This is a genomic window from Pseudonocardia sp. P-1 (assembly GCF_058111925.1).
In genome coordinates, this window is record NZ_CM176614.1 from 3,761,697 (window position 1) to 3,780,262 (window position 18,566).

Annotated in this window: 18 protein-coding genes; 12 read left to right on the forward strand and 6 right to left on the reverse strand. The window is 76.2% G+C overall.

What is annotated here, in order from left to right:
- Nucleotides 1-19: 19 nt before the first annotated feature.
- Nucleotides 20-1,546: an MFS transporter gene (locus AC0GKK_RS18500; RefSeq protein WP_251786760.1), complete on the reverse strand. Its 1,527-nt coding sequence runs from the start codon at nt 1,544-1,546 to the stop codon at nt 20-22.
- Between the two features lie 99 nt (nt 1,547-1,645).
- Entirely contained in the window at nt 1,646-2,458 is an 813-nt protein-coding gene (locus tag AC0GKK_RS18505) for a glutaminyl-peptide cyclotransferase (RefSeq protein WP_489882206.1), read from the reverse strand.
- Between the two features lie 39 nt (nt 2,459-2,497).
- On the opposite strand from AC0GKK_RS18505, the gene AC0GKK_RS18510 reads away from it, so the two are divergent.
- The 6 genes from AC0GKK_RS18510 to AC0GKK_RS18535 all read left to right on the forward strand — a co-directional run bounded on the left by AC0GKK_RS18510 (nt 2,498) and on the right by AC0GKK_RS18535 (nt 9,585).
- Nucleotides 2,498-3,331: a DUF3027 domain-containing protein gene (locus tag AC0GKK_RS18510; protein ID WP_318299325.1), complete on the forward strand. Its 834-nt coding sequence runs from the start codon at nt 2,498-2,500 to the stop codon at nt 3,329-3,331.
- A 200-nt stretch (nt 3,332-3,531) separates the two neighbouring features.
- A complete protein-coding gene (locus AC0GKK_RS18515) occupies nt 3,532-5,622 on the forward strand; it encodes a sacsin N-terminal ATP-binding-like domain-containing protein (RefSeq protein WP_489884035.1) in 2,091 nt (696 codons plus the stop codon).
- Entirely contained in the window at nt 5,523-6,137 is a 615-nt protein-coding gene (locus AC0GKK_RS18520; RefSeq protein ID WP_489882207.1) for a hypothetical protein, read from the forward strand. The genes AC0GKK_RS18515 and AC0GKK_RS18520 overlap by 100 nt, the downstream gene beginning before the upstream one ends.
- Nucleotides 6,134-7,408 (forward strand): D-inositol-3-phosphate glycosyltransferase, encoded by a 1,275-nt coding sequence (gene mshA / locus AC0GKK_RS18525; RefSeq protein ID WP_489882208.1) that lies wholly within the window; start codon nt 6,134-6,136, stop codon nt 7,406-7,408. Before AC0GKK_RS18520 ends, mshA begins: the two co-directional genes overlap by 4 nt.
- Entirely contained in the window at nt 7,405-7,884 is a 480-nt protein-coding gene (locus AC0GKK_RS18530) for a type III secretion system chaperone family protein (RefSeq protein WP_489882209.1), read from the forward strand. Before mshA ends, AC0GKK_RS18530 begins: the two co-directional genes overlap by 4 nt.
- Nucleotides 7,885-8,007: 123 nt before the next feature.
- Nucleotides 8,008-9,585 (forward strand): AMP-binding protein, encoded by a 1,578-nt coding sequence (locus AC0GKK_RS18535; RefSeq protein ID WP_482638440.1) that lies wholly within the window; start codon nt 8,008-8,010, stop codon nt 9,583-9,585.
- A 91-nt stretch (nt 9,586-9,676) separates the two neighbouring features.
- Here AC0GKK_RS18535 and AC0GKK_RS18540 read toward each other — a convergent pair whose 3' ends face one another.
- Nucleotides 9,677-10,240 carry an LEA/WHy family protein gene (locus AC0GKK_RS18540; RefSeq protein WP_482638439.1) on the reverse strand — a complete coding sequence of 188 codons (564 nt, stop codon included), beginning with the start codon at nt 10,238-10,240 and terminating at the stop codon, nt 9,677-9,679.
- 189 nt (nt 10,241-10,429) lie between these two features.
- On the opposite strand from AC0GKK_RS18540, the gene AC0GKK_RS18545 reads away from it, so the two are divergent.
- Complete coding sequence (locus AC0GKK_RS18545; protein WP_489882210.1) at nt 10,430-11,749, forward strand: heparan-alpha-glucosaminide N-acetyltransferase domain-containing protein; 1,320 nt, start codon at nt 10,430-10,432, stop codon at nt 11,747-11,749.
- A 39-nt stretch (nt 11,750-11,788) separates the two neighbouring features.
- On the opposite strand, the gene AC0GKK_RS18550 is transcribed toward AC0GKK_RS18545, so the two are convergent.
- Nucleotides 11,789-12,727, reverse strand: coding sequence for a helix-turn-helix domain-containing protein (locus AC0GKK_RS18550; RefSeq protein ID WP_489882211.1), 939 nt, complete (start codon nt 12,725-12,727; stop codon nt 11,789-11,791).
- A 161-nt stretch (nt 12,728-12,888) separates the two neighbouring features.
- Here AC0GKK_RS18550 and AC0GKK_RS18555 point away from each other — a divergent pair, with 161 nt between their 5' ends.
- Both AC0GKK_RS18555 and budC read left to right on the forward strand, forming a co-directional pair.
- Entirely contained in the window at nt 12,889-13,332 is a 444-nt protein-coding gene (locus AC0GKK_RS18555) for a VOC family protein (RefSeq protein WP_100878794.1), read from the forward strand.
- 24 nt (nt 13,333-13,356) lie between these two features.
- Nucleotides 13,357-14,130 carry a meso-2,3-butanediol dehydrogenase gene (gene budC / locus AC0GKK_RS18560; RefSeq protein WP_489882212.1) on the forward strand — a complete coding sequence of 258 codons (774 nt, stop codon included), beginning with the start codon at nt 13,357-13,359 and terminating at the stop codon, nt 14,128-14,130.
- A gap of 5 nt (nt 14,131-14,135) precedes the next feature.
- On the opposite strand, the gene AC0GKK_RS18565 is transcribed toward budC, so the two are convergent.
- Nucleotides 14,136-15,095 carry an FAD-dependent oxidoreductase gene (locus AC0GKK_RS18565; protein ID WP_489882213.1) on the reverse strand — a complete coding sequence of 320 codons (960 nt, stop codon included), beginning with the start codon at nt 15,093-15,095 and terminating at the stop codon, nt 14,136-14,138.
- Between the two features lie 82 nt (nt 15,096-15,177).
- On the opposite strand from AC0GKK_RS18565, the gene AC0GKK_RS18570 reads away from it, so the two are divergent.
- Nucleotides 15,178-15,603: a PaaI family thioesterase gene (locus AC0GKK_RS18570; RefSeq protein WP_489882214.1), complete on the forward strand. Its 426-nt coding sequence runs from the start codon at nt 15,178-15,180 to the stop codon at nt 15,601-15,603.
- Here the strand turns inward: AC0GKK_RS18570 and AC0GKK_RS18575 are convergent.
- Nucleotides 15,591-16,223: a TenA family protein gene (locus tag AC0GKK_RS18575; RefSeq protein ID WP_100878791.1), complete on the reverse strand. Its 633-nt coding sequence runs from the start codon at nt 16,221-16,223 to the stop codon at nt 15,591-15,593. The two genes, AC0GKK_RS18570 and AC0GKK_RS18575, sit on opposite strands and share 13 nt — an antisense overlap.
- Before the next feature lie 194 nt (nt 16,224-16,417).
- Between AC0GKK_RS18575 and AC0GKK_RS18580 the strand changes: the two genes are divergently transcribed.
- Together AC0GKK_RS18580 and AC0GKK_RS18585 are read left to right on the forward strand one after the other, a co-directional pair.
- Nucleotides 16,418-17,749 (forward strand): amino acid permease, encoded by a 1,332-nt coding sequence (locus AC0GKK_RS18580; RefSeq protein WP_489882215.1) that lies wholly within the window; start codon nt 16,418-16,420, stop codon nt 17,747-17,749.
- A gap of 46 nt (nt 17,750-17,795) precedes the next feature.
- Nucleotides 17,796-18,560, forward strand: a complete 765-nt coding sequence (locus AC0GKK_RS18585) for a GntR family transcriptional regulator (RefSeq protein ID WP_345640370.1) — start codon at nt 17,796-17,798, stop codon at nt 18,558-18,560.
- Nucleotides 18,561-18,566: the final 6 nt, after the last annotated feature.

Sequence of the window (18,566 nt, forward strand, 5' to 3'; positions counted from 1 at the left end):
CCGGCGCGCGGGTGGGCCCTCAGCGGGCGACGGCCGGGCGCGGCCCCAGACCGGGCACCAGCGAGGTGCCGCGGCGCACCAGCGCGGCCTGCAGCGCGAACACCGCCACCACCCCGGTCACGATCACGAACCCGGTCCGGAACGTGTCGTGCGGGGCGAGCACCCCGATCGCCCCGCCCAGCACCCAGGCCAGCTGCAGGACCGTCTCCGACCGCCCGAACGCCGACGCCCGCGCGTCCTCGGGCAGGTCGCGCTGCACCACCGCGTCGAGGCAGACCTTCGCCAGCGCGCTCGCCGTCGACGCGACCAGGGCCGCGACCACCGCCGTCGGGACCCCCGGCAGCAGCGCCACCGCCGCCGCGGCCAGCACCGCCGCCGCGGCCGCCGCGAGCACCACCGGCTCGACCCGGGAGAAGCGGCTGCGCGCCCCCACCGCGTTGCCGGCGAACAGCCCGACGCCGGCGGCCGCGCCGACCATCCCGATCACCACCAGCTGGCCCGCGGGATCGCCGTCGGGGGACTGCTCGGCCCCGGCCTTCACCACGAACGCGACGAACAGCGTGAGGAACCCGGTCAGCACCCGCACCGTGCTCGTGCCCCACAGCGCGACGAGCACCGCCCGCGTCGCCGGGGCGCGGGACCGGCGCTTGCCCGGCCGGGTGGCGGGCACCGCCGCGGTCACCTCGCCCGCGGTGGACTCGACCCGGCGGGGGATCCGCAGGCAGAGCACGGCACCGGCGACGCCGAGCACCGCCGTCCACCACAGCGGCCCGGCCCCGCCGACGGCCAGCGCCGCCCCGCCCGCGACGGCCCCGGCGATCCCGCCCGCGGCCATCCCGAACGTGGTGAGCCGGGAGTTCGTCGTCGCCAGGGTGATCGTCGACGGCAGCACCCGCGGGGTCACGGCCGCCTTGAGCACCAGGAACGACTTGGACAGCACCATGATCCCCAGCGCGGCCGGGTAGAGCAGCCAGTCGTCGAGGTGGAACACGAGCACCACGGCGAGCACCGCGCGGCCGGCACAGGACACCGCCATCGCGATCCGCCTGCCCCGCTGCAACCGGTCCAGCGCGGGACCGATCACCGGCGCCACCAGCGCGAACGGCGCGACGGTGATCGCCAGGTAGAGCGCCACGTTCGCGGTGGACTCCGCCGTCGCCGCCGCGAAGAACAGCGTGTTCGCCAGCGCGACGGCGACCGCCGCGTCGAGCGCGTAGGTCAGCATCGTGGCGTAGGTGAGCGCCGTCAGCCCGGACCGGTCGGCACCGTCGGCGGTCGCGGCGCGCCGGAACAGCGCGACCGCGCGCCCGCCCAGCTCGCGGGTGCGGTGCACGGCGACCCGGGTGACCGTCACCGTGCGGGGGACCGTGGCCGGGCCGGGGCGGGGCAGCTCGTCGGTGGCGGCACCGGCGGAGCGCGCACGGCGCAGCGCCGGGTCCGAGGCGATCGGGGTGGTGGTCGGGCCGGTGGTCGGGGAGGTGCGCGGGGCCGGGCCACGTCTCGACCCGGCCGCCCGGCGGCGGCTGCGGAACGGGTTCGGTGCCACGCGGTCATTGTGCAGGCGGGCACCGACGGTTCCGGCGATCCCGCCGGGTGGTGTCACCCGCCCGGCGCAGCGCGGGTCAGGCCGGGGGCGCAGCGCGGGTCAGGCCGGGGGCACCGGGAGCCGCACCCGGAACGTCGTCGGCCACAGCTTCCCGGTGAGCAGGTACTCGTCGCCGTCGACGTGGGCGATGCCGTTGAGCACGTCGGTCCCGGCCCGCTGCCCGGCCGGCAGCAGCCCGGTCGCGTCGACGACGGCGTCGACCACCCCGGTCGACGGGTCGATCCGCACCAGGTCGTCGGTCTGCCAGACGTTGGCCCACACCCGGTCGCCGACGCACTCCAGCTCGTTGAGCCGGGTCACCGGGGCGCCGTGCAGGGTGACGGCCACCGAGCCGGTCCCCGCCAGGTCGGCCGGGTCGTGGAAGAACAGCCGGTCGGTGCCGTCCGAGCGCACCACGCGGTCGCCCAGCAGGCACAGCCCCCAGCCCTCGCCGTCGACGGGCACCTCGCGCAGCGGCCGCAGCGTCGCCCGGTCCCACTCGACCGCCACCCCGTCCTGCCAGGTCAGCTGCCAGATCCGGTCCCCGACGACGGTGATGCCCTCCCCGAAGTACGCCGGCGGCAGCGGGCTCGCCGCCCGCACCGCGCCCGTCGCCGGGTCCAGCGCGCGCAGCTGCGAGCGCCCCACCCGGCCGGTCCCCTCGTAGAGGGTCCCGTCGCGCAGCTCCAGGCCCTGGGTGAACGCCTGCGGGTCGTGCGGGATCTCGGCGAGGACCTGCGGACGGACCACCGGAACGGTGCCCGGGGCGGGCAGCCCCGGCGCCGGGGCCGCGGCCCCGCAGGCCGCCAGGGCCAGCAGGAGGGGGAGCAGCCCCGTCACGGAGGGGCGGCGGAGCAGCGCTCGGGCGGGCACCCGCCCAGGATGCCCGGGCACGGGTGGCACACTGGTGAGGTGAGCACTGGTGAGGTGGGTGTCGAGGTCGGCGACTCCGGTGACGAGCGGGCGGAGACGCCGCAGCCCCGGGTGACACCCGCGCCGTCGCACCTGTTCGACGCGGTGGACGAGGCGCGGGCCGCGGCCGTCGAGGAGGCGGCCGACGAGCTGGGCGACGAGGCGGCCGTGGCCGCCGTCGGCGCGCACCTGGGCACGACCGCCGAGGACGACGGCTCGGTCACCCATTCCTTCGCCGCGCACCTGCCCGGCTACCGCGGCTGGCGGTGGGCGGTCACCGTCGCCGCCGCGGCCGGTGACGGGCCGGTGACGGTCTCGGAGTCGGTGCTGCTGCCCGGCTCGACCGCGCTCGTCGCGCCCGACTGGGTGCCGTGGGACCAGCGCGTGCGCCCCGGGGACCTCAAGCCCGGCGACCTGCTGCCCACCCCGGCCGACGACCCCCGCCTGGTACCGGGCTACGTCGACTCCGGGGACCCGGCCGTCGACGCGCTGGCCCGCGAGGTCGGCCTCGGCCGCGAGCGGGTGCTGTCGTTCGAGGGCCGCATCGCCGCCGCCGAGCGCTGGCAGGACGGGGAGCGCGGCCCGGCCGCCGATCTCGCCCGGTCCGCCCCCGCGTCCTGCGGGACCTGCGGGTTCCTGGTGCCGCTCGCCGGGTCGCTGCAGGGCGTGTTCGGGGTCTGCGCGAACGGCTCCTCCCCGGCCGACGCCCAGGTCGTCGCCGTCGGCTTCGGCTGCGGCGCGCACTCCTCGGTCGCCGAGCCGTCCGGCTCCCCGGTCCACGTCTCGGCCCTGGTCTACGACGACGGCGTCGACCTCGAGCCGGTCGGGTCCTGAGCCCTCCCGGCGTCGCGGACGGCACCGACCCGTTCGGCACGGCGGCGCTGCGGGACGGGGTCCTGGCGGCCTGGTCGTCGTCGCCGACCCGGTTCCGTGAGGACGTCAACGCCGAGGACGACCTGCGCCGCGGCGGGTACGCCGACACCTGGGTCGCCGAGCTGCTCCAGAACGCCGCCGACGCCGCGCTCGCCGCGGCCCTGCCCGGCCGGGTCCGGGCCGTCGTGGTGGACGGTGAGCTGCGCGTCGCCAACACCGGTGCCCCGCTCGACGCCGCCGGGGTCGCCGCGCTAGGGGCGCTGCGGGCCTCGGCCAAGCGGGACGCGGCCGGCGCGACCGGCCGGTTCGGCGTCGGGTTCGCCGCGGTGCTCGCCGTCTGTACCGACCCCCGGCTGGTGACGGCGGCCGGGGCCGTCGCGTTCTCGGCCGCGCGGACCGCGGTCGAGGTGGCCGGGCTGGGCGGTGCCGCGGCCGCCGAGCTGTCCCGCGACGCCCGGGTGCCGGTGCTGCGGCTGGCCTGGCCCGCGCCGGAGGAGGAACCGCCGCCGCCCGGGTTCGCCACCGAGGTCCGGCTGCGCCCGGCGCCCGGCACCGACCCGCACGACCTGCTCGACGAGCTCGCCCGCACCGCCGGGGACCTGCTGCTGGCCCTGCCGGGGCTGGAGTCGGTCACGGCGGGCCCGGTGACCGTCGCCCGCACCGACCTCGGCGACGGCCGGGTGCGCGTCGGCGACGCCGGGTACCTGCTGGTCACCGGGGACGCGGGCGTCCGCTGGGCGCTGCCGCGCCGCGGCGACCGGCCCGCCCCGTACGGACCCGACGCCGGCGAGGTCCTGTACGCCCCCACCCGCAGCGCCGAGCAGCTGTCGCTGCCCGCCCGGCTGGTCGCACCGTTCCCGCTCGACCCGGACCGCCGCCGGATCCGTGCCGACGACCCGGGCGTCGACGCGCTGGTCGATGCCGCGGCGGCCGCCTACGCCGACCTCGTCCGGCGCGTCGGCCCCGCCGACCGCACCGCCCTGGTGCCGGAGCCGGGGTTCCCGCGCTCACCGCTCGACGGCCGGCTGCGCGAGGCGGTCACCGCCGCGCTGACCCGCACCCCGTGGCTCCCCGCCGCCACGGGCGACGCGGACGTGCTCGCACCGGAGCGGGCCGAGTGGCTCGACGTGCCCGCCGACGGGCTGCCCGAGCTGCTCGCCGCGACCGGTCCGGCGTTCGCCCGCCTCGTCGCGTCCGGGGTCGTCCCGCCCGCCGGGCTCGGCGTGGACCGGGTCGGCCCCGCCGCGCTGGCGGAGCGGCTCACCGGCCTCGAGGCGGATCCGGGCCGGTGGCGGGAGCTGTACGCGGCGCTCGCCCCGGCCGCCGACACCGTCCCGGGGCTGGCCGCCGAGCTGGGCGCGCTGCCCGTCCCGCTCGTCGACGGCCGCCTGGTGCCCGGGCCCGCCTCGGTGCTGCTCCCCGTCGGGGGCGACGCGGCCGGGGTGGCGGCGCTCCCCGAGCTGCGGATCGCCCACCCCGACGCCGTCCACCCGCTGCTGCGCCGTCTCGGGGCCGCCGACGCCGACCGCGACACCCTGCTCGACGCGCCCGCGCTGCACGCCGCCGTGGAGCGGTCCGTCGACGACGCCGAGGCGGGCCTGGACACCACCGCGGCGGCCCGCGCCGTCCTCGCCCTGCTGGACACCCCCGGCGCCGCGCCGGACCCGCGGTTCGGGGCCCTCGCCCTCACCGACGAGGACGGCCGCCCCGCCCGCGCCGACGAGCTCGTCCTGCCCGACGCCGCCGTCCGGGACCTGCTCGACCCGGACGCCCCGGTCGGCGTGCTGGGGCCGGAGTGGGCCGACGTGCCCCGCGACGCCCTGGTCGCCGCCGGCGTGCTGGACCGGTTCACGGTCGTCGCGTTCGACCCCGACGTGCTGCACGACGCCGAGCACTACCCCGGCGACGGCGACCCCCGCCCGCCGTCCGCGACCTCGACCTCGTCGCCGACGACCGCTGGCCCGCGGCCCTGGCCCTGCTCGCCGGCGACCGCGACACCCGGGCCGCGCTGCTCACCGGCTACACCGCCTGGTGGCTGTCGCGCCACGTCCGCCTCGGCGGCCGGCTGGCCGGCACGTGGCGGCTGCGCTCGGCGACCGGGCTGGCCGGGCTCTACGACGAGGTCGGGGCCCTGCCCGGTGTCGACGACGCGGTGCTCGCCGCCGTCGGCGTCCGGGACCGGGTCGTCGTCGACGGGCCGGACGAGGTCACCGAGCTGCTCGACCGGCTGGCCGACCCGGCGCGCACGGTGACCGGGGAGGTGGCCGCGGCCGCCTACTCCGCGCTCGCCGCGGCCGTCGCGGACGGCCGGGTGGACCTCGACGACGTCGACCCGCCGGACCGGGTCCGCACGGTGACCGGGTCGGTCGCGCCGACCGACCGCGCCGTCGTCCTCGACGCGCCGTGGGTGCTGCCCGCGCTGGACGCGCTGCCCGCCGTCCCCGGCGGGCCCGACCCCGCCGCCCTCGCGGAGCTGCTCGACGTGCCGCTGGCCTCGGACCGGGTCGCCGGGACCGCCCGCGGCACCGGTACCCCCGGCCCGTGGACGGCCGACCCCGAGGTCGTCCTGGCACTGGCCGCGCTGGGGGAGACCGCGCCCCCGGGGCGGCTGCACCGGCACGACGAGCTGGTCGTCGACCTCGACGACGGCGCGACGGTGACCGTCCCGGCCTGGCCCGGCCGCGGCGACGACTGGCACGCCGCGGACCCGCTGCGGGCGCTGGTGGCTGCGCTGGCGCTCCGGCGCCGTGTCAGGATGCTCGGGTGAGTGAGCGACTGCCCCGACGGGTCGCGGTGCTGTCGGTGCACACCTCCCCGACCGAGCAGCCCGGCACCGGCGACGCCGGTGGGATGAACGTCTACGTCGCGCAGACGGCGATCCGGATGGCCCGCCGCGGCGTCGAGGCGGAGATCTTCACCCGCGCCACGTCGTCGGAGCAGCCACCGACGGTCGAGCTGGAGCCCGGCGCGACGGTCCGGTTCGTCGCCGCGGGCCCCTTCGAGGGTCTCGGCAAGGACGACCTGCCGAGCCAGCTGTGCGCCTTCACCGCCGGGGTGCTGCGGGCCGAGGCCCGCCACGACCCGGGCTGGTACGACGTCGTGCACTCCCACTACTGGCTGTCCGGCCAGGTCGGCTGGCTGGCCCGGGACCGCTGGGGGGTGCCGCTGGTGCACTCCGCGCACACCCTGGCCAAGGTCAAGAACGCCGCGCTCGCCGCCGGGGACACCCCCGAGCCGCGGGTGCGGGTGATCGGCGAGGACCAGGTCGTCGCCGAGGCCGACCGGCTGGTGGCGAACACCGAGATCGAGTCCAAGCAGCTGCTGGACCTCTACGACGCCGACCCGCGCCGCACCGTCACCATCCCGCCCGGGGTGGACACCGACCGCTTCCGGCCCGGGGACCGCGCTGCGGCCCGCGCCGAGCTGGGCCTGCCCGCCGGGGCGGTGGTGCTGGCGTTCGTCGGACGCATCCAGCGGCTCAAGGCCCCCGACGTGCTGCTGCGCGCCGCGGCCGAGCTGGCCGCGCGCGCACCGGGGCTGCGGGAGCGCCTCGTCGTGCTCGTCGCGGGCGGGCCGTCCGGGTCGGGGCTGGCCGAGCCGACGTCGCTGCACGAGCTGGCGGCCGAGTTGGGGATCACCGACCTCGTCCGGTTCCTGCCGCCCCGGGCCGGCGACGAGCTGGTGACGGTCTACCGGGCGGCCGACGTCGTCGCCGTCCCGAGCCACAACGAGTCCTTCGGGCTGGTCGCGCTGGAGGCCCAGGCGTGCGGGACGCCGGTGGTGGCGACCCGCGTGGGCGGGCTGCCGGTCGCCGTCGCCGAGGGCCGGTCCGGGCTGCTCGTCACCGGGCACGACATCTCCGACTGGGCCGACGCGCTGGGCGAGCTCGCGCTCGACCCGGGCCGTCGAGAGCAGATGGGGCGGACCGCGGCGACGCACGCGCACCGCTTCTCCTGGGACCGCACGACCGACGCCCTGCTGGGCGCCTACGACGAGGCCCGCACCGAGTTCGCGGCGCGGCGACGGGGGGACGTATGAGCGACCTGGAGCAGCGGATCGGGGCCGCGCTGGCCGACTCCGGCGCCGAGCACGTCCACCGCGGGCCCGGGCAGTGGCTGGTCACCCTCCCCGGCGAGGCCCGGCTCCAGACCCAGACCTGGCTGATCCTGCGCGAGCAGACCCTCGCGGTGCAGGCGTTCGTGTGCCGCAGGCCCGATGAGAACCACGAGGGCGTCTACCGGTTCATGCTGCTGCGCAACGCCAGGCTCTACGGCGTGCACTACTGCCTGGACCGGGTCGGGGACATCCACCTCGTCGGGCGGCTGGCGCGCCACGCCGTCACCGCGGACGAGCTCGACCGTGTCCTCGGCTCGGTGCTGGAGGCCGCCGACGGCGACTTCAACACCTTCCTGGAGCTCGGCTTCGCCTCCTCGATCCGCCGCGAGTACGCCTGGCGCAGCGAGAACGGCGAGTCGACCGCGAACCTGACCGCGTTCGAGCACCTCTTCCGGTGACCCGCGGGTAACTTTTCACCGCGCCACGACGACGGTACGGGCGCGGTGCCTCTAGCATGACGCCGAACCCGGCCGGATCTCCGCGCCGTCCGTCCCCCGCAGGACCTCGCGAAGGAGCGAACCTTGTCGTTGCGCAGCCCGTACCCGGACGTCGAAATCCCTGACGTCTCGCTCACCGAGTTCCTGTTCGCCGACGGGTTCGGCGACCGGGCGGACGCGCCGGCGATCGTCGACGGCACCACCGGTGACCAGCTGACCTACACCGAGTTCCACGGCCTGGTCGAGAAGATCGCCGGCGGGCTCGCCGCCCGCGGCATCGGCACCGGCGACGTCGTCGCGCTGTTCGCGCCGAACCTGCCGCAGTGGGCGGCGCTGTTCCACGGCATCCTGCGCGCCAACGGCATCGTGACCAGCGCGAACTCGATGTACACCGGCGGCGAGCTGGCCCACCAGCTGAAGGACTCCGGCGCGAAGATGGTCATCACCGTCTCGCCGTTCCTCGACCGGGCCGTGGCCGGGGCGAAGGAGGCGGGACTGTCCGAGGACGTCGTGCTCACCATCGACGCCACCGAGGGCCACGACTCGCTCCGCGATCTCGTCGGCTCCGGCGCCCCGGCCCCCGAGCTGACGACCACCGCGACCGACACCGCGGTGCTGCCGTACTCGTCGGGCACCACCGGCCTGGCCAAGGGCGTGGTGCTGACCCACCGCAACCTGGTGGCGAACCTGCTCCAGATCCAGGCCATGGGCGACGTGACCAGCGAGACCAAGATCATGGCGTTCCTGCCGTTCTTCCACATCTACGGCATGACCGTGATGATGAACCAGGGTCTGCACGCGCGCGCCACCGTCGTCACCATGCCGAAGTTCGACCTCGAGCAGTTCCTGACCATCACCCAGGACCTGCAGGTCGACCGGCTCTACATCGCCCCGCCGGTCGCCGTCGCGCTGGCCAAGCACCCGATCATCGACAAGTTCGACCTGTCCTGCGTGAAGACGATCTTCTCCGGTGCCGCCCCGCTGGACGGCGAGCTCGGCCGCGCCGTCGCCAAGCGGCTGGACTGCACCGTGCTGCAGGGCTACGGCATGACCGAGCTGTCCCCGGTCAGCCACTGCATGCCCGACGACCGCGGCGACCTCGACCTGAACTCGTCGGGCTTCGCGCTGCCGAACATCGAGTGCAAGCTGGTCGACCCGGAGTCCGGCGAGGAGGTCGGCGTCGGCGAGCGCGGCGAGCTGTGGGTGAAGGGCCCGAACGTGATGGTCGGGTACCTCAACAACTCCGAGGCGACCGACGCCACCAAGGACGCCGACGGCTTCCTGCACACCGGTGACATCGCCGTCGTCGACGACGAGGGCGTCTACTCGATCGTCGACCGGGTCAAGGAGCTCATCAAGTACAAGGGCTACCAGGTGCCGCCCGCCGAGCTGGAGGCGCTGCTGCTGACCCACGACAAGATCGCCGACACCGCGGTCATCGGGGTCAAGGACGCCGACGGCGAGGAGGTCCCGAAGGCGTTCGTGGTGAAGCAGGCCTCGGGTGAGGACCTGACCGAGGACGACGTCATGGGCTTCGTCGCCGAGAAGGTCGCGCCGCACAAGAAGGTGCGCGTGGTCGAGTTCATCGACCAGATCCCGAAGTCGGCCTCGGGCAAGATCCTGCGCAAGGACCTGCGGGCCCGGGAGAACGAGAGGGCCTGACCCTTCCGAACGGCCGGGACGGCGCCGTGACCTGCAGCGATGCGGGGGCGGCGCCGTTCCGTCGTCTGTGGGTGCGGGCCGGGCCCGCCGGTCAGACCGCCGCCTCGAAGGTCACGCTCGCGCCCGCCGCGTGGTCCGACCCCTCGACGTCCTCGCCCTCGGCGTCGACGGCGGTGAGTGTGACGGTCACGACGAACTCCCGCACGGGCGCGGGGGTCAGGGGGAAGACCAGGTCGAAGCGGGCGGTGCCGCCCGGCGGCAGCCGCACCTCCGGTGTGCTCTCCTCGGCGTGCGCGGTCAGCTCGGCGCCGTCGGCGGTGGCGCCGACGTCCAGCCCGGTGAGGTCGGCGGGCGACCCGGTCGGGTTGGTCAGGGTCACGGTGACCGTCGCCGTGCGCGCGCCCGCGCCCCCGGGGCCCCCGCCGCGCGGCGGGGACACGTCGACGACGCTGCCGCCGGGGAAGGTGTGCGGCCGTCCGAAGCCGCCGGCGACCGGGGCGTGCCCCGCAGGCCCCGCGGGGCCGTCGGCGTCCGCGGCGTCGGCCTCCGCGGCGGCGCGGGCGGCGACCTCGGAGCGGTCGACGGTGGTGGAGCACCCGGCGGCGGCGAGCAGGGCCAGGGCGAGGGCGAGCAGGGCACGCAGCGGTCGGGGCATCGTGTGCCTTCCGGGAGGGGACCGGTGCCCGGGACGCCGGGCGTCGCACGGGGCGGGATCACCATCGCGCGCCACCGGCCGGTGGCCCCGGGACTTCCGGCCCGGTCCCGGCGGGACCTTCGTCCCGCCGTGTCCGGGAGCGGCCCCGGCGCGGCTAACGCCGTCGCGGTGACGCGCGAGCCCCGGCCCATGGGGACGACGACCACCTCCCGGCGGCGTGGCCCGGACCCGGCGCCGCCGCCGGGGCGGGTCGTGGCGGTGGACGCCGCCCGCGGCCTCGCGCTGATCGGGATGATCGCGGTGCACCTGTTCTCCGAGTCCGGCCCGGACGGCGCCGCCTCACCGGTCCAGAGCGTGCTCGCCGGGCGGGCCGCGCCGCTGTTCGCCGTCCTCGCCGGGGCCGCCGTCGCCTTCACGACCGGCCGCGCCCGCGTCACCGGGGCCCGCGCCGCCCGGGTCGCGGCGGCCCGGCTCGGCACCCGCGCCGTGCTGGTCTGCCTGATCGGCCTGGCACTGGGCTCGTTCGACACCGACCGCAGCCCCGGCGTCATCCTGGTGTTCTACGGCGTGCTGTTCGTCCTGGCCGTGCCGCTCGTACTGCTGCCGACCCGCGTGGTGCTCGCCGTCGGGGTCGCCTCCGCCTGCGTGATGCCGGTGGTGAGCCACCTGGCCCGCACGCACCTGCCCGCCCCGCTGGGGACCGATCCGTCGTTCGTGTCGGTCGCCACCGAGCCGCTCACAGCGCTGCGCGAGGTGTTCCTGACCGGCAACTACCCGGTCGCGACGTGGTTCGCCTACGTCTGCGTCGGACTCGTCGTCGGGCGGCTGGACCTGTCGTCGCGACGGGTGGCGTTGCGTCTCGTCGCCGCAGGCACCGCCGCCGCGGCCGCCGCCTGGTGGGCGTCGTGGCTGCTGCTGCACCCGCTCGGGGGTCTGTCCGGGCTGCTCGCACTGCCGCTGGGTACCGAGGACCCGGTGTCGGAGCTGCTGTCCGTGGGCGCGGGAGGGGTCGTGCCCACCGACAGCTGGTGGTGGCTGGCCGTGCTCGGCCCGCACACCGGCACCACCCCGCAGGTCGTGCAGTCGTCCGGGATCGCCGTCGCCGTCGTCGGTGTGCTGTGCGTCGCGGCGGGGCTGCCGGGCCGGGCCGGGCACGTGGTGGCGGTGGTGACGGCGCCGCCGGCCGCCATGGGGTCGATGACGCTGACCCTGTACTGCACCCACGTGCTGTACCTGATCTCCCCGTACGCGCGGACGGACTCGGTGCCGGCCTTCGTCGCCGAGATCGCCTGCTACGCCGTGTTCGCCACGGTCTGGCGGAGCCGGTTCCGGCGCGGTCCGCTGGAGGGACCGGTCGGCCGACTCGTCGGGCGGGCCGGGGTGTGGGCCGGTGGCCGGGGGGCCGGCGCCCGACGCGAGCCCGCCCCCTCGGCCCGGTCCGGGGTACGGGATCCCGCCACCGCGGACGGGGTACCGGAGCCCGCGTCCGAGGGGTCGGCGGAGCCGTAGGCCCCGCCGAGGGTGCTGCCGCCGGTGTGCGTGGTGCCCTCAGCCGGCCGCGGTGTCCTCCGGGGTCTCGCCGAAGGCCCGGGCGTAGGCCGTCCGGAACAGGGCCGGCCGGACGAATCCCCACCGGCCGGCGACCAGGTCCACCGGCACCGCCGGACCCGCGTCGCGCAGCGCGGCACGCACACCGTCGAGCCGGGCCCGCCACAGCACGGCGGCCGGGTCCGTCCCGGCCCGCCGCAGCCCGGCGACGGCGGCCCGGGCCGGGCCCCCGGTCAGCCGGGCCAGCTCAGCGGGGTCGAACGGCCGGTGCGCGTGGGTGCGCAGGTGCTCGGTCACGCTGCGGACCAGACGGGAGGGCAGGGCCGGGGTGCGTGCGCTCCCGCGCCGGCCGGCCTCGTCGAGCACGGTGTTCGGGAACGTCTCCAGGAACCGCGAGGCCAGCAGCCCGAACGCCTCGTCGAGGGCGACGGACCCGTCCAGCAGCATCGGGTTGCCGAGCACCCGGTCGCGCACGTGCACCACGGTCGTGGCCCAGCGCCGCGCGTGCGCCCCGCTCAGCGGGATGATCCCGGACAGTCGCACCCGGTCGACCGCGACGCCGTGCACCTGCCCGGCCCAGCGGGTCAGGGCCGCTGTGTCGAGGGCGACGACGTCGAGGTCGATGTCCTCGGCGAGGTCCCGGAAGCGGCCCTCGGGCGGGAGCACGCCGACGTTGCCGGGCTGCAGCAGCACGGTGCCGTACGCCTCGGTGTCCAGGCGCATGCGTCCGCCCTGCACCAGGTCGATCATGAAGGCGTTCTCGACCGGGTCGACCGTCGCGTCGATCTCGGCGGTGACCCACAGATCGCTCAGCGAGAACCCCGGGGCGGCGACGGTCTCGTTCCCCATTTCGAAGTCGCGGCCGTCGCCCACCGGCCGTACGACCGCGCCTGCGTAGAACTCCGCGGCGAACCGTTCGACGTCGGCTGCCGACCCCATGCGCAGGCTCAGCCGTCGCACTCCGTTGCCGGGCGATTGTCCGTCCACTCGCCCTCCACCGGTGCACCGGGTGATCGGATGCGGAAAGTTACCCCGTGACCGGGCGTCGGCGCGACCCGCGCCACCGCGGAACGGTCGGGGCCCGGCCGTAGCCTCCACCCATGGCGACCCCCTGGACGATCACCGTCGACTGTGCCGACGCACGCCTGCTCGCGGAGTTCTGGAGTGCCGCGCTCGGCTACGCCCCCGCCCCTCCGCCGACCGGGTTCGAGAGCTGGGAGGCGTGGATGGTCCACCACGAGGTGCCCGCCGACGAGTGGGGTGACGTCGCCGCGATCAGCGACCCGGACGGCGCGGGCCCGCGGATCTCGTTCCTGCGGGTCGACGAGCCCCGCACGGTGAAGAACCGGTTGCACCCGGACCTGCAGGTCTCCGGCGGCCGGCATCTGCCCGCCGAGCTGCGCGGCGAGCGCCTGGCGGCGGAAGCACGACGGCTGTGCGCGCTCGGCGCCCGGGTCGTCGAGGAGCACCTGTCCCCGGGTTCTCCACATGTGGACCACCTGTGGATGGCCGACCCGGAGGGCAACGACTTCTGCATCGTGTGAGCCCACCCCGGGTACCCGCCGATCATGGGAACGAAGGACGGCACGGTCGCGATCGTCACCGGAGCGGGCTCGGGCATCGGCGCCGCCACCGCGCGGCGGTTCGCGGCGGACGGGGCCACGGTCGTGCTGACCGGGCGGACGAAGGAGAAGCTCGACGACGTGGTGGCCGGCGCCGACCCGGCGGTCGCCGAACGGATGCACGTGCTGGTCGCCGACTCGTCCGACGAGGAGGCGATCACCCACCTCGTCGACGAGGTCGCGTCCGGCTTCGGGCGGCTGGACACGCTGGTCAACAACGCCGCTGTCGCCCGGCCGGGCACCGCGGAGCAGACCTCGACCGAACAGTGGCGGTTCGTGCACGCCGTCGACGTCGACGGGGTCTTCTTCGCCTCCCGCGCCGCGGTGCCGCACCTGCGCACGACCCGGGGGTCGATCGTGAACGTGACCTCGGTGTCCGGGCTGGGCGGGGACTGGGCGAACGTCGCCTACAACTCGGCGAAGGGCGCCGTCGTCAACCTCACCCGGGCGATGGCGCTCGACCACGGCGGCGAGGGGGTCCGGGTCAACGCGGTCAGCCCGTCGCTGACCCACACGGAGATGACCGAGGGCATGACCGGCGACGAGGACCTGATGGCCCGCTTCGCCGACCGCATCCCGATGGGCCGCGGCGGCGACCCCGCCGAGGTCGCCGACGTGATCGCCTTCCTCGCCGGGCCCGACGCGCGGTTCGTCACCGGGGTCAACCTGCCCGTCGACGGCGGGCTGTCCGCGTCGAACGGGCAGCCGCGGATGTCCTGACCGGGTCAGGGGGCGTCGGCGAGGTCCGCGACGTCGCCGGCGCAGCCCCAGGACAGGGTGATGCCGGAACCGCCGTGCCCGTAGTCGTGGATCACCCGCGGCCGGGTCGCGGTGGCGGGCTCGGCCTCCAGCCGCACCTCCGGGCGGGCCGGGCGCAGGCCCGCGAGGTGCTCCAGGACCTCGGCGTCACCCAGGGCGGGGACGATGTCGCGGCAGCGTCGCAGGATCGCCTCGCCGGCGGCCGGGTCCGGCGTCGCGTCCCAGACGCCGTCGTCGAGGGTGCCGCCGAGGACGCAGTCGTGCGCGCGGGGGTGCACGTACGCGCGTCCGCCGGGGTGCGCCTCGTCGCGGACCGACATCGTCAGGCCGGGGTTGGTGACGCGCACGATCTGTCCCCGCACCGGGGTCACCGCGGTGTCACCGACCAGTGTGCGCGCGCCCATCCCGGAGCAGTGCACGACGAGGTCGGCGTCCCGGCCGGCCTCGTCGAGCGAGCTGACGCGGCGGCGTTCCAGGACGATCCCGCGGCGCCCGGCCTCGGCGGCCAGCCAGGGCAGGTGCACCGGCATCTCGACCAGCGGCACCGCGAAACGCAGGCCGTGGGCGTAGCCGGGTGGCAGCTCGCCGGGCCGGGCCGGGCGGGCCCCGCCGACGGCGTCGGCCCACCACTGCGGTTCCGGCTCGGTCCGGTAGAGGGTCAGCGACTCCCGCATCACGACGCCGGGGACGCCGTCGGCGGCCTGTCGGGCCAGCTCGGTGAAGGTGCGCCGGCCCCAGTCGAGGAGCTTGTCCCGCGGCCCGGCGCGGGTCGGGAACCACACGGCCGCGGCCAGGTGCGACGTCGACGCCTCCACCGGTGCGTCGGCCAGCACCCGCACCGACCAGCCCCGCTCCCGCAGCCGGACCGCGCAGCTCAGGCCCGCGATCCCGGCGCCGACCACCACCGCCCGCCGGTTGCCTCCCATGCCGGCGATCCTCGCAGCCACCGGCCCCGGATCGTCATCCGGACGTCGACGCCCGGCCACCCGCGGGGCGCACACTCGGCCCGTGACCGCACCGCTGCTGACCGGCCCGGCACTGGCCCGCCGGGCCGCGCTCGTCCTCGCCGTCCCGCTGCAGGCCGCGCTGGGCGCCCGGCTGCTCGACGACGCCGACCCGGCCGCCGGGGTCGCGTTCACCGTCGACGAGCTCGCCGACGGCGGTGCGCACGCCGGTGCGCTGGCCGTCGGGCTGGAGGTGGCCGCGCTGCTCGCGGCCCTGCCGCACCTCACCGAGGCCGAGCACGCGGTGTCGGTGTCCACCGCGGTCACGCTGCCCGCGCAGGCCCCGCGGGGCCGGGAGGTCGCGTTCCGCGGAACGCTCGACCGGCGCACCGGCCGGTCCGCGTTCACCGCGGTGACGGCCGTCTGCGACGGCGTCGTGGTCGCCCGGGCCCAGGTCGTGAAGGCCGTCGTCGGCCTTCAGCCGGGGTAGGCGGCGTCGAAGAACGCCAGCTCCAGGTCCACCGCGCGCACGAACAGCGCCGCCACCCGCTCCCGGTGGGTGGGGTCGAGGCGGTCGGCGGCGCGGTCGAGCTCGTCGCGCAGGAACGCGACCCACTCCTCGAACTCGACGCCGCGGTGCAGCTCGATCCACTCACGGGAGATCCGGTCGTCGGGGGTGGTGGCGCCCGGCCGTGTCGCCCAGTCCAGGTACAGCCACTCGGCGACGACCAGCACGGCCAGCGTCTCGGCGTACCCGGCGTCGCGCGCGGAGTCCATCAGGTCGACGAACCCGACGGTCGGCGCGGTCCGCTCCGGCTCGGTGTTCCCGTCCAGCTCACCGAGCGAGCGCTCGAAGTAGTCGTTCTCCGGGCCCGCGACCAGCCCCAGCTGACGGGCCAGCCGGACCCGCGGGCCGGGCCGGTCGGCCGTCGCGACGGCGGCGCCGAGCAGCGCGAGGAACGAGTCGACGAACTGCAGGTCCTGCTCCAGGTAGTGCCGCAGCACGCCGCGGTCCAGGCTGCCGGACCACAGCTCGTCGACGAACCGGTGTCCGACCGCCGCGTCCCAGGTCGCGGCCGTCGACTCGCGCAGCTGCACGCTGAATCCCATGCCGCCCAGGCTAGGCGCAGCCCCCCGGACGCGGCCCGGGGTGTGACAACGGGCGACGCCCGGGTGACCATTGCGCAACGCACCGGCCGCCGCCGGCTGTGGCACCGAGGAGGGGAGGCGCCATAACGGAGACCGCGAACCGGACGGAGGCCGGTGGCGAGCTGAAGGCGGGGCTGCGCGACCGGCACGTCACGATGATCAGCATCGCCGGGGTGATCGGCGCCGGGCTGTTCATCGGCTCCGGCAGCGCGATCGCCACCGCGGGCCCCGCGGTGCTGCTGGCCTACCTCTTCGCCGGGACGCTGGTCGTGCTGGTGATGCGGATGCTCGGCGAGATGGCGGCCGCGCAGCCGGACTCCGGCTCGTTCTCCACCTACGCCGACCGGGCGATCGGGCCGTGGGCCGGGTTCACCGTCGGCTGGCTGTACTGGTGGTTCTGGGTCCTCGTGATCCCGGTGGAGGCCACCGCGGCCGCGGGCATCCTCAACTCGTGGCTGCCGGGGGTGCCGCAGTGGGGCTGGGCGCTGGCCGTCACCGTGCTGCTGACGGTGACCAACCTGTTCTCCGTCGCCAACTACGGCGAGTTCGAGTTCTGGTTCGCACTCCTCAAGGTGGTCGCGATCATCGCGTTCATCGTCGTCGGGGTGCTCGCGGTGCTGGGCCTGTTGCCCGGCTTCGTCGGCGACGACTCGTCGGTGTCGGGGCTGTCCCGGCTGGTGTCCGAGGGCGGGTTCCTGCCGAACGGGCCGGGCGCGGTGGTCGCCGCGGTGCTGGTGACGATGTTCAGTTTCATGGGCACCGAGATCGTCACAATCGCGGCCGCGGAGTCCGGCGACCCGGCCCGCGGGATCGGCCGGGCCACCCGCTCGGTGATCTGGCGGATCGCGGTGTTCTACCTGGCCTCGATCCTGCTCGTCGTCGCGATCGTGCCGTGGAACGACCCGCGGCTGCCCGAGGTCGGCTCCTACCAGGCGGCCCTGGAGGCGCTGGGCGTCCCGTCGGCCAAGCTGATCGTCGACGTCGTGGTGCTCGTCGCCGTCGCCAGCTGCCTGAACTCGGCGCTGTACACGGCGTCGCGGATGCTGTTCTCCCTCGGTCGCCGCGGGCAGGCCCCGGACCTGGTCAACCGGACCACCGGGCAGGGCGTGCCGCGGTTCGCGGTGCTCGGGTCGACGCTGGTCGGGTTCGTCGCGGTGATCGCGAACTACGCCTTCCCGGAGGAGGTCTTCGCCGCGCTGCTCGCGACCTCCGGCGCGATCGCACTGCTGGTCTACCTGGTCATCGCGGTGTCCCAGCTGCGGATGCGCCGGGTGCTGGAGCGCGACGGCGTCGCGATGCCGGTGCGGATGTGGGGCTACCCGGTGCTCACCTGGGCGGTGATCGTCGTGATCCCGGTGGTGCTCGTCTACATGGCCACCCGCGAGGGCTCGCGCTTCGAGCTGGGCATGACCGCGCTCATCGCGGCCGGCGTCGTGGGTGTCGGCGTGCTGCTCACCCGGCGTCGCGCGCGGGCTGCCGTGCGGTGACCCCACGGCGCTCGCCTACGGTGATCACGCGCGAGGGGGTGGGGCGATGACGGCGCGAGCACTGGTCCGCAACGGGGCCATGCCGCTGTGGCAGCAGCTGTTGGCGGACCTGCGCCGCCGGCTGTCCGACGGCGAGTTCGACGAGGCGCTGCCCGGCGAGTTCGCGCTGGCCGCCGACTACGGGGTCAGCAGGCACACCGTGCGCGAGGCGCTGCGCCGGCTGCGGGACGACGGCGCCGTCGTCGCCGGGCGGGGGCGGGTCGCCCGCCCGACCGTGCGCTCGGAGATCGAGCAGCCGCTCGACGAGCCGTACTCGCTCTACGTGGCGGTCGAGTCCGCCGGGCGCACCCAGCGCAGCGTGGTGCGGACCTTCGAGGTCCGCGCCGACGGCGTGGTCGCGGCCCGGATGGGGCTGGAGGAGTCCACGCCGCTGGTGCACCTGGAGCGGCTGCGTCTCGCCGACGCCGAGCCGCTCGCCGTCGACCGGGTGTGGCTGCCCGAGGAGCTGGCGGCGCCGCTGCTCGACGTCGACTTCACCCACACCGGCATCTACCCCGAGTACCGGCGCCGCTGCGGGATCCGCGTCGACGGCGGCATGGAGAACATCCGGGCCGTGCTGCCCGGGCGCGGCGAGCGGGAGCTGCTCGGCATCGACGAGGGCGTCGCCGCCCTGTCGATCGAGCGGCTCGGCCTGTCCGCCGGGCGCCCCGTGGAGTGGCGGCACACCCTGGTCCGCGGCGACCGGTTCTCGGTCACCGCCCGGTTCTCGTCCCGCTCGGGTTACCGGGTGGACCTCAACGAGCCCGGCTGAGACGGG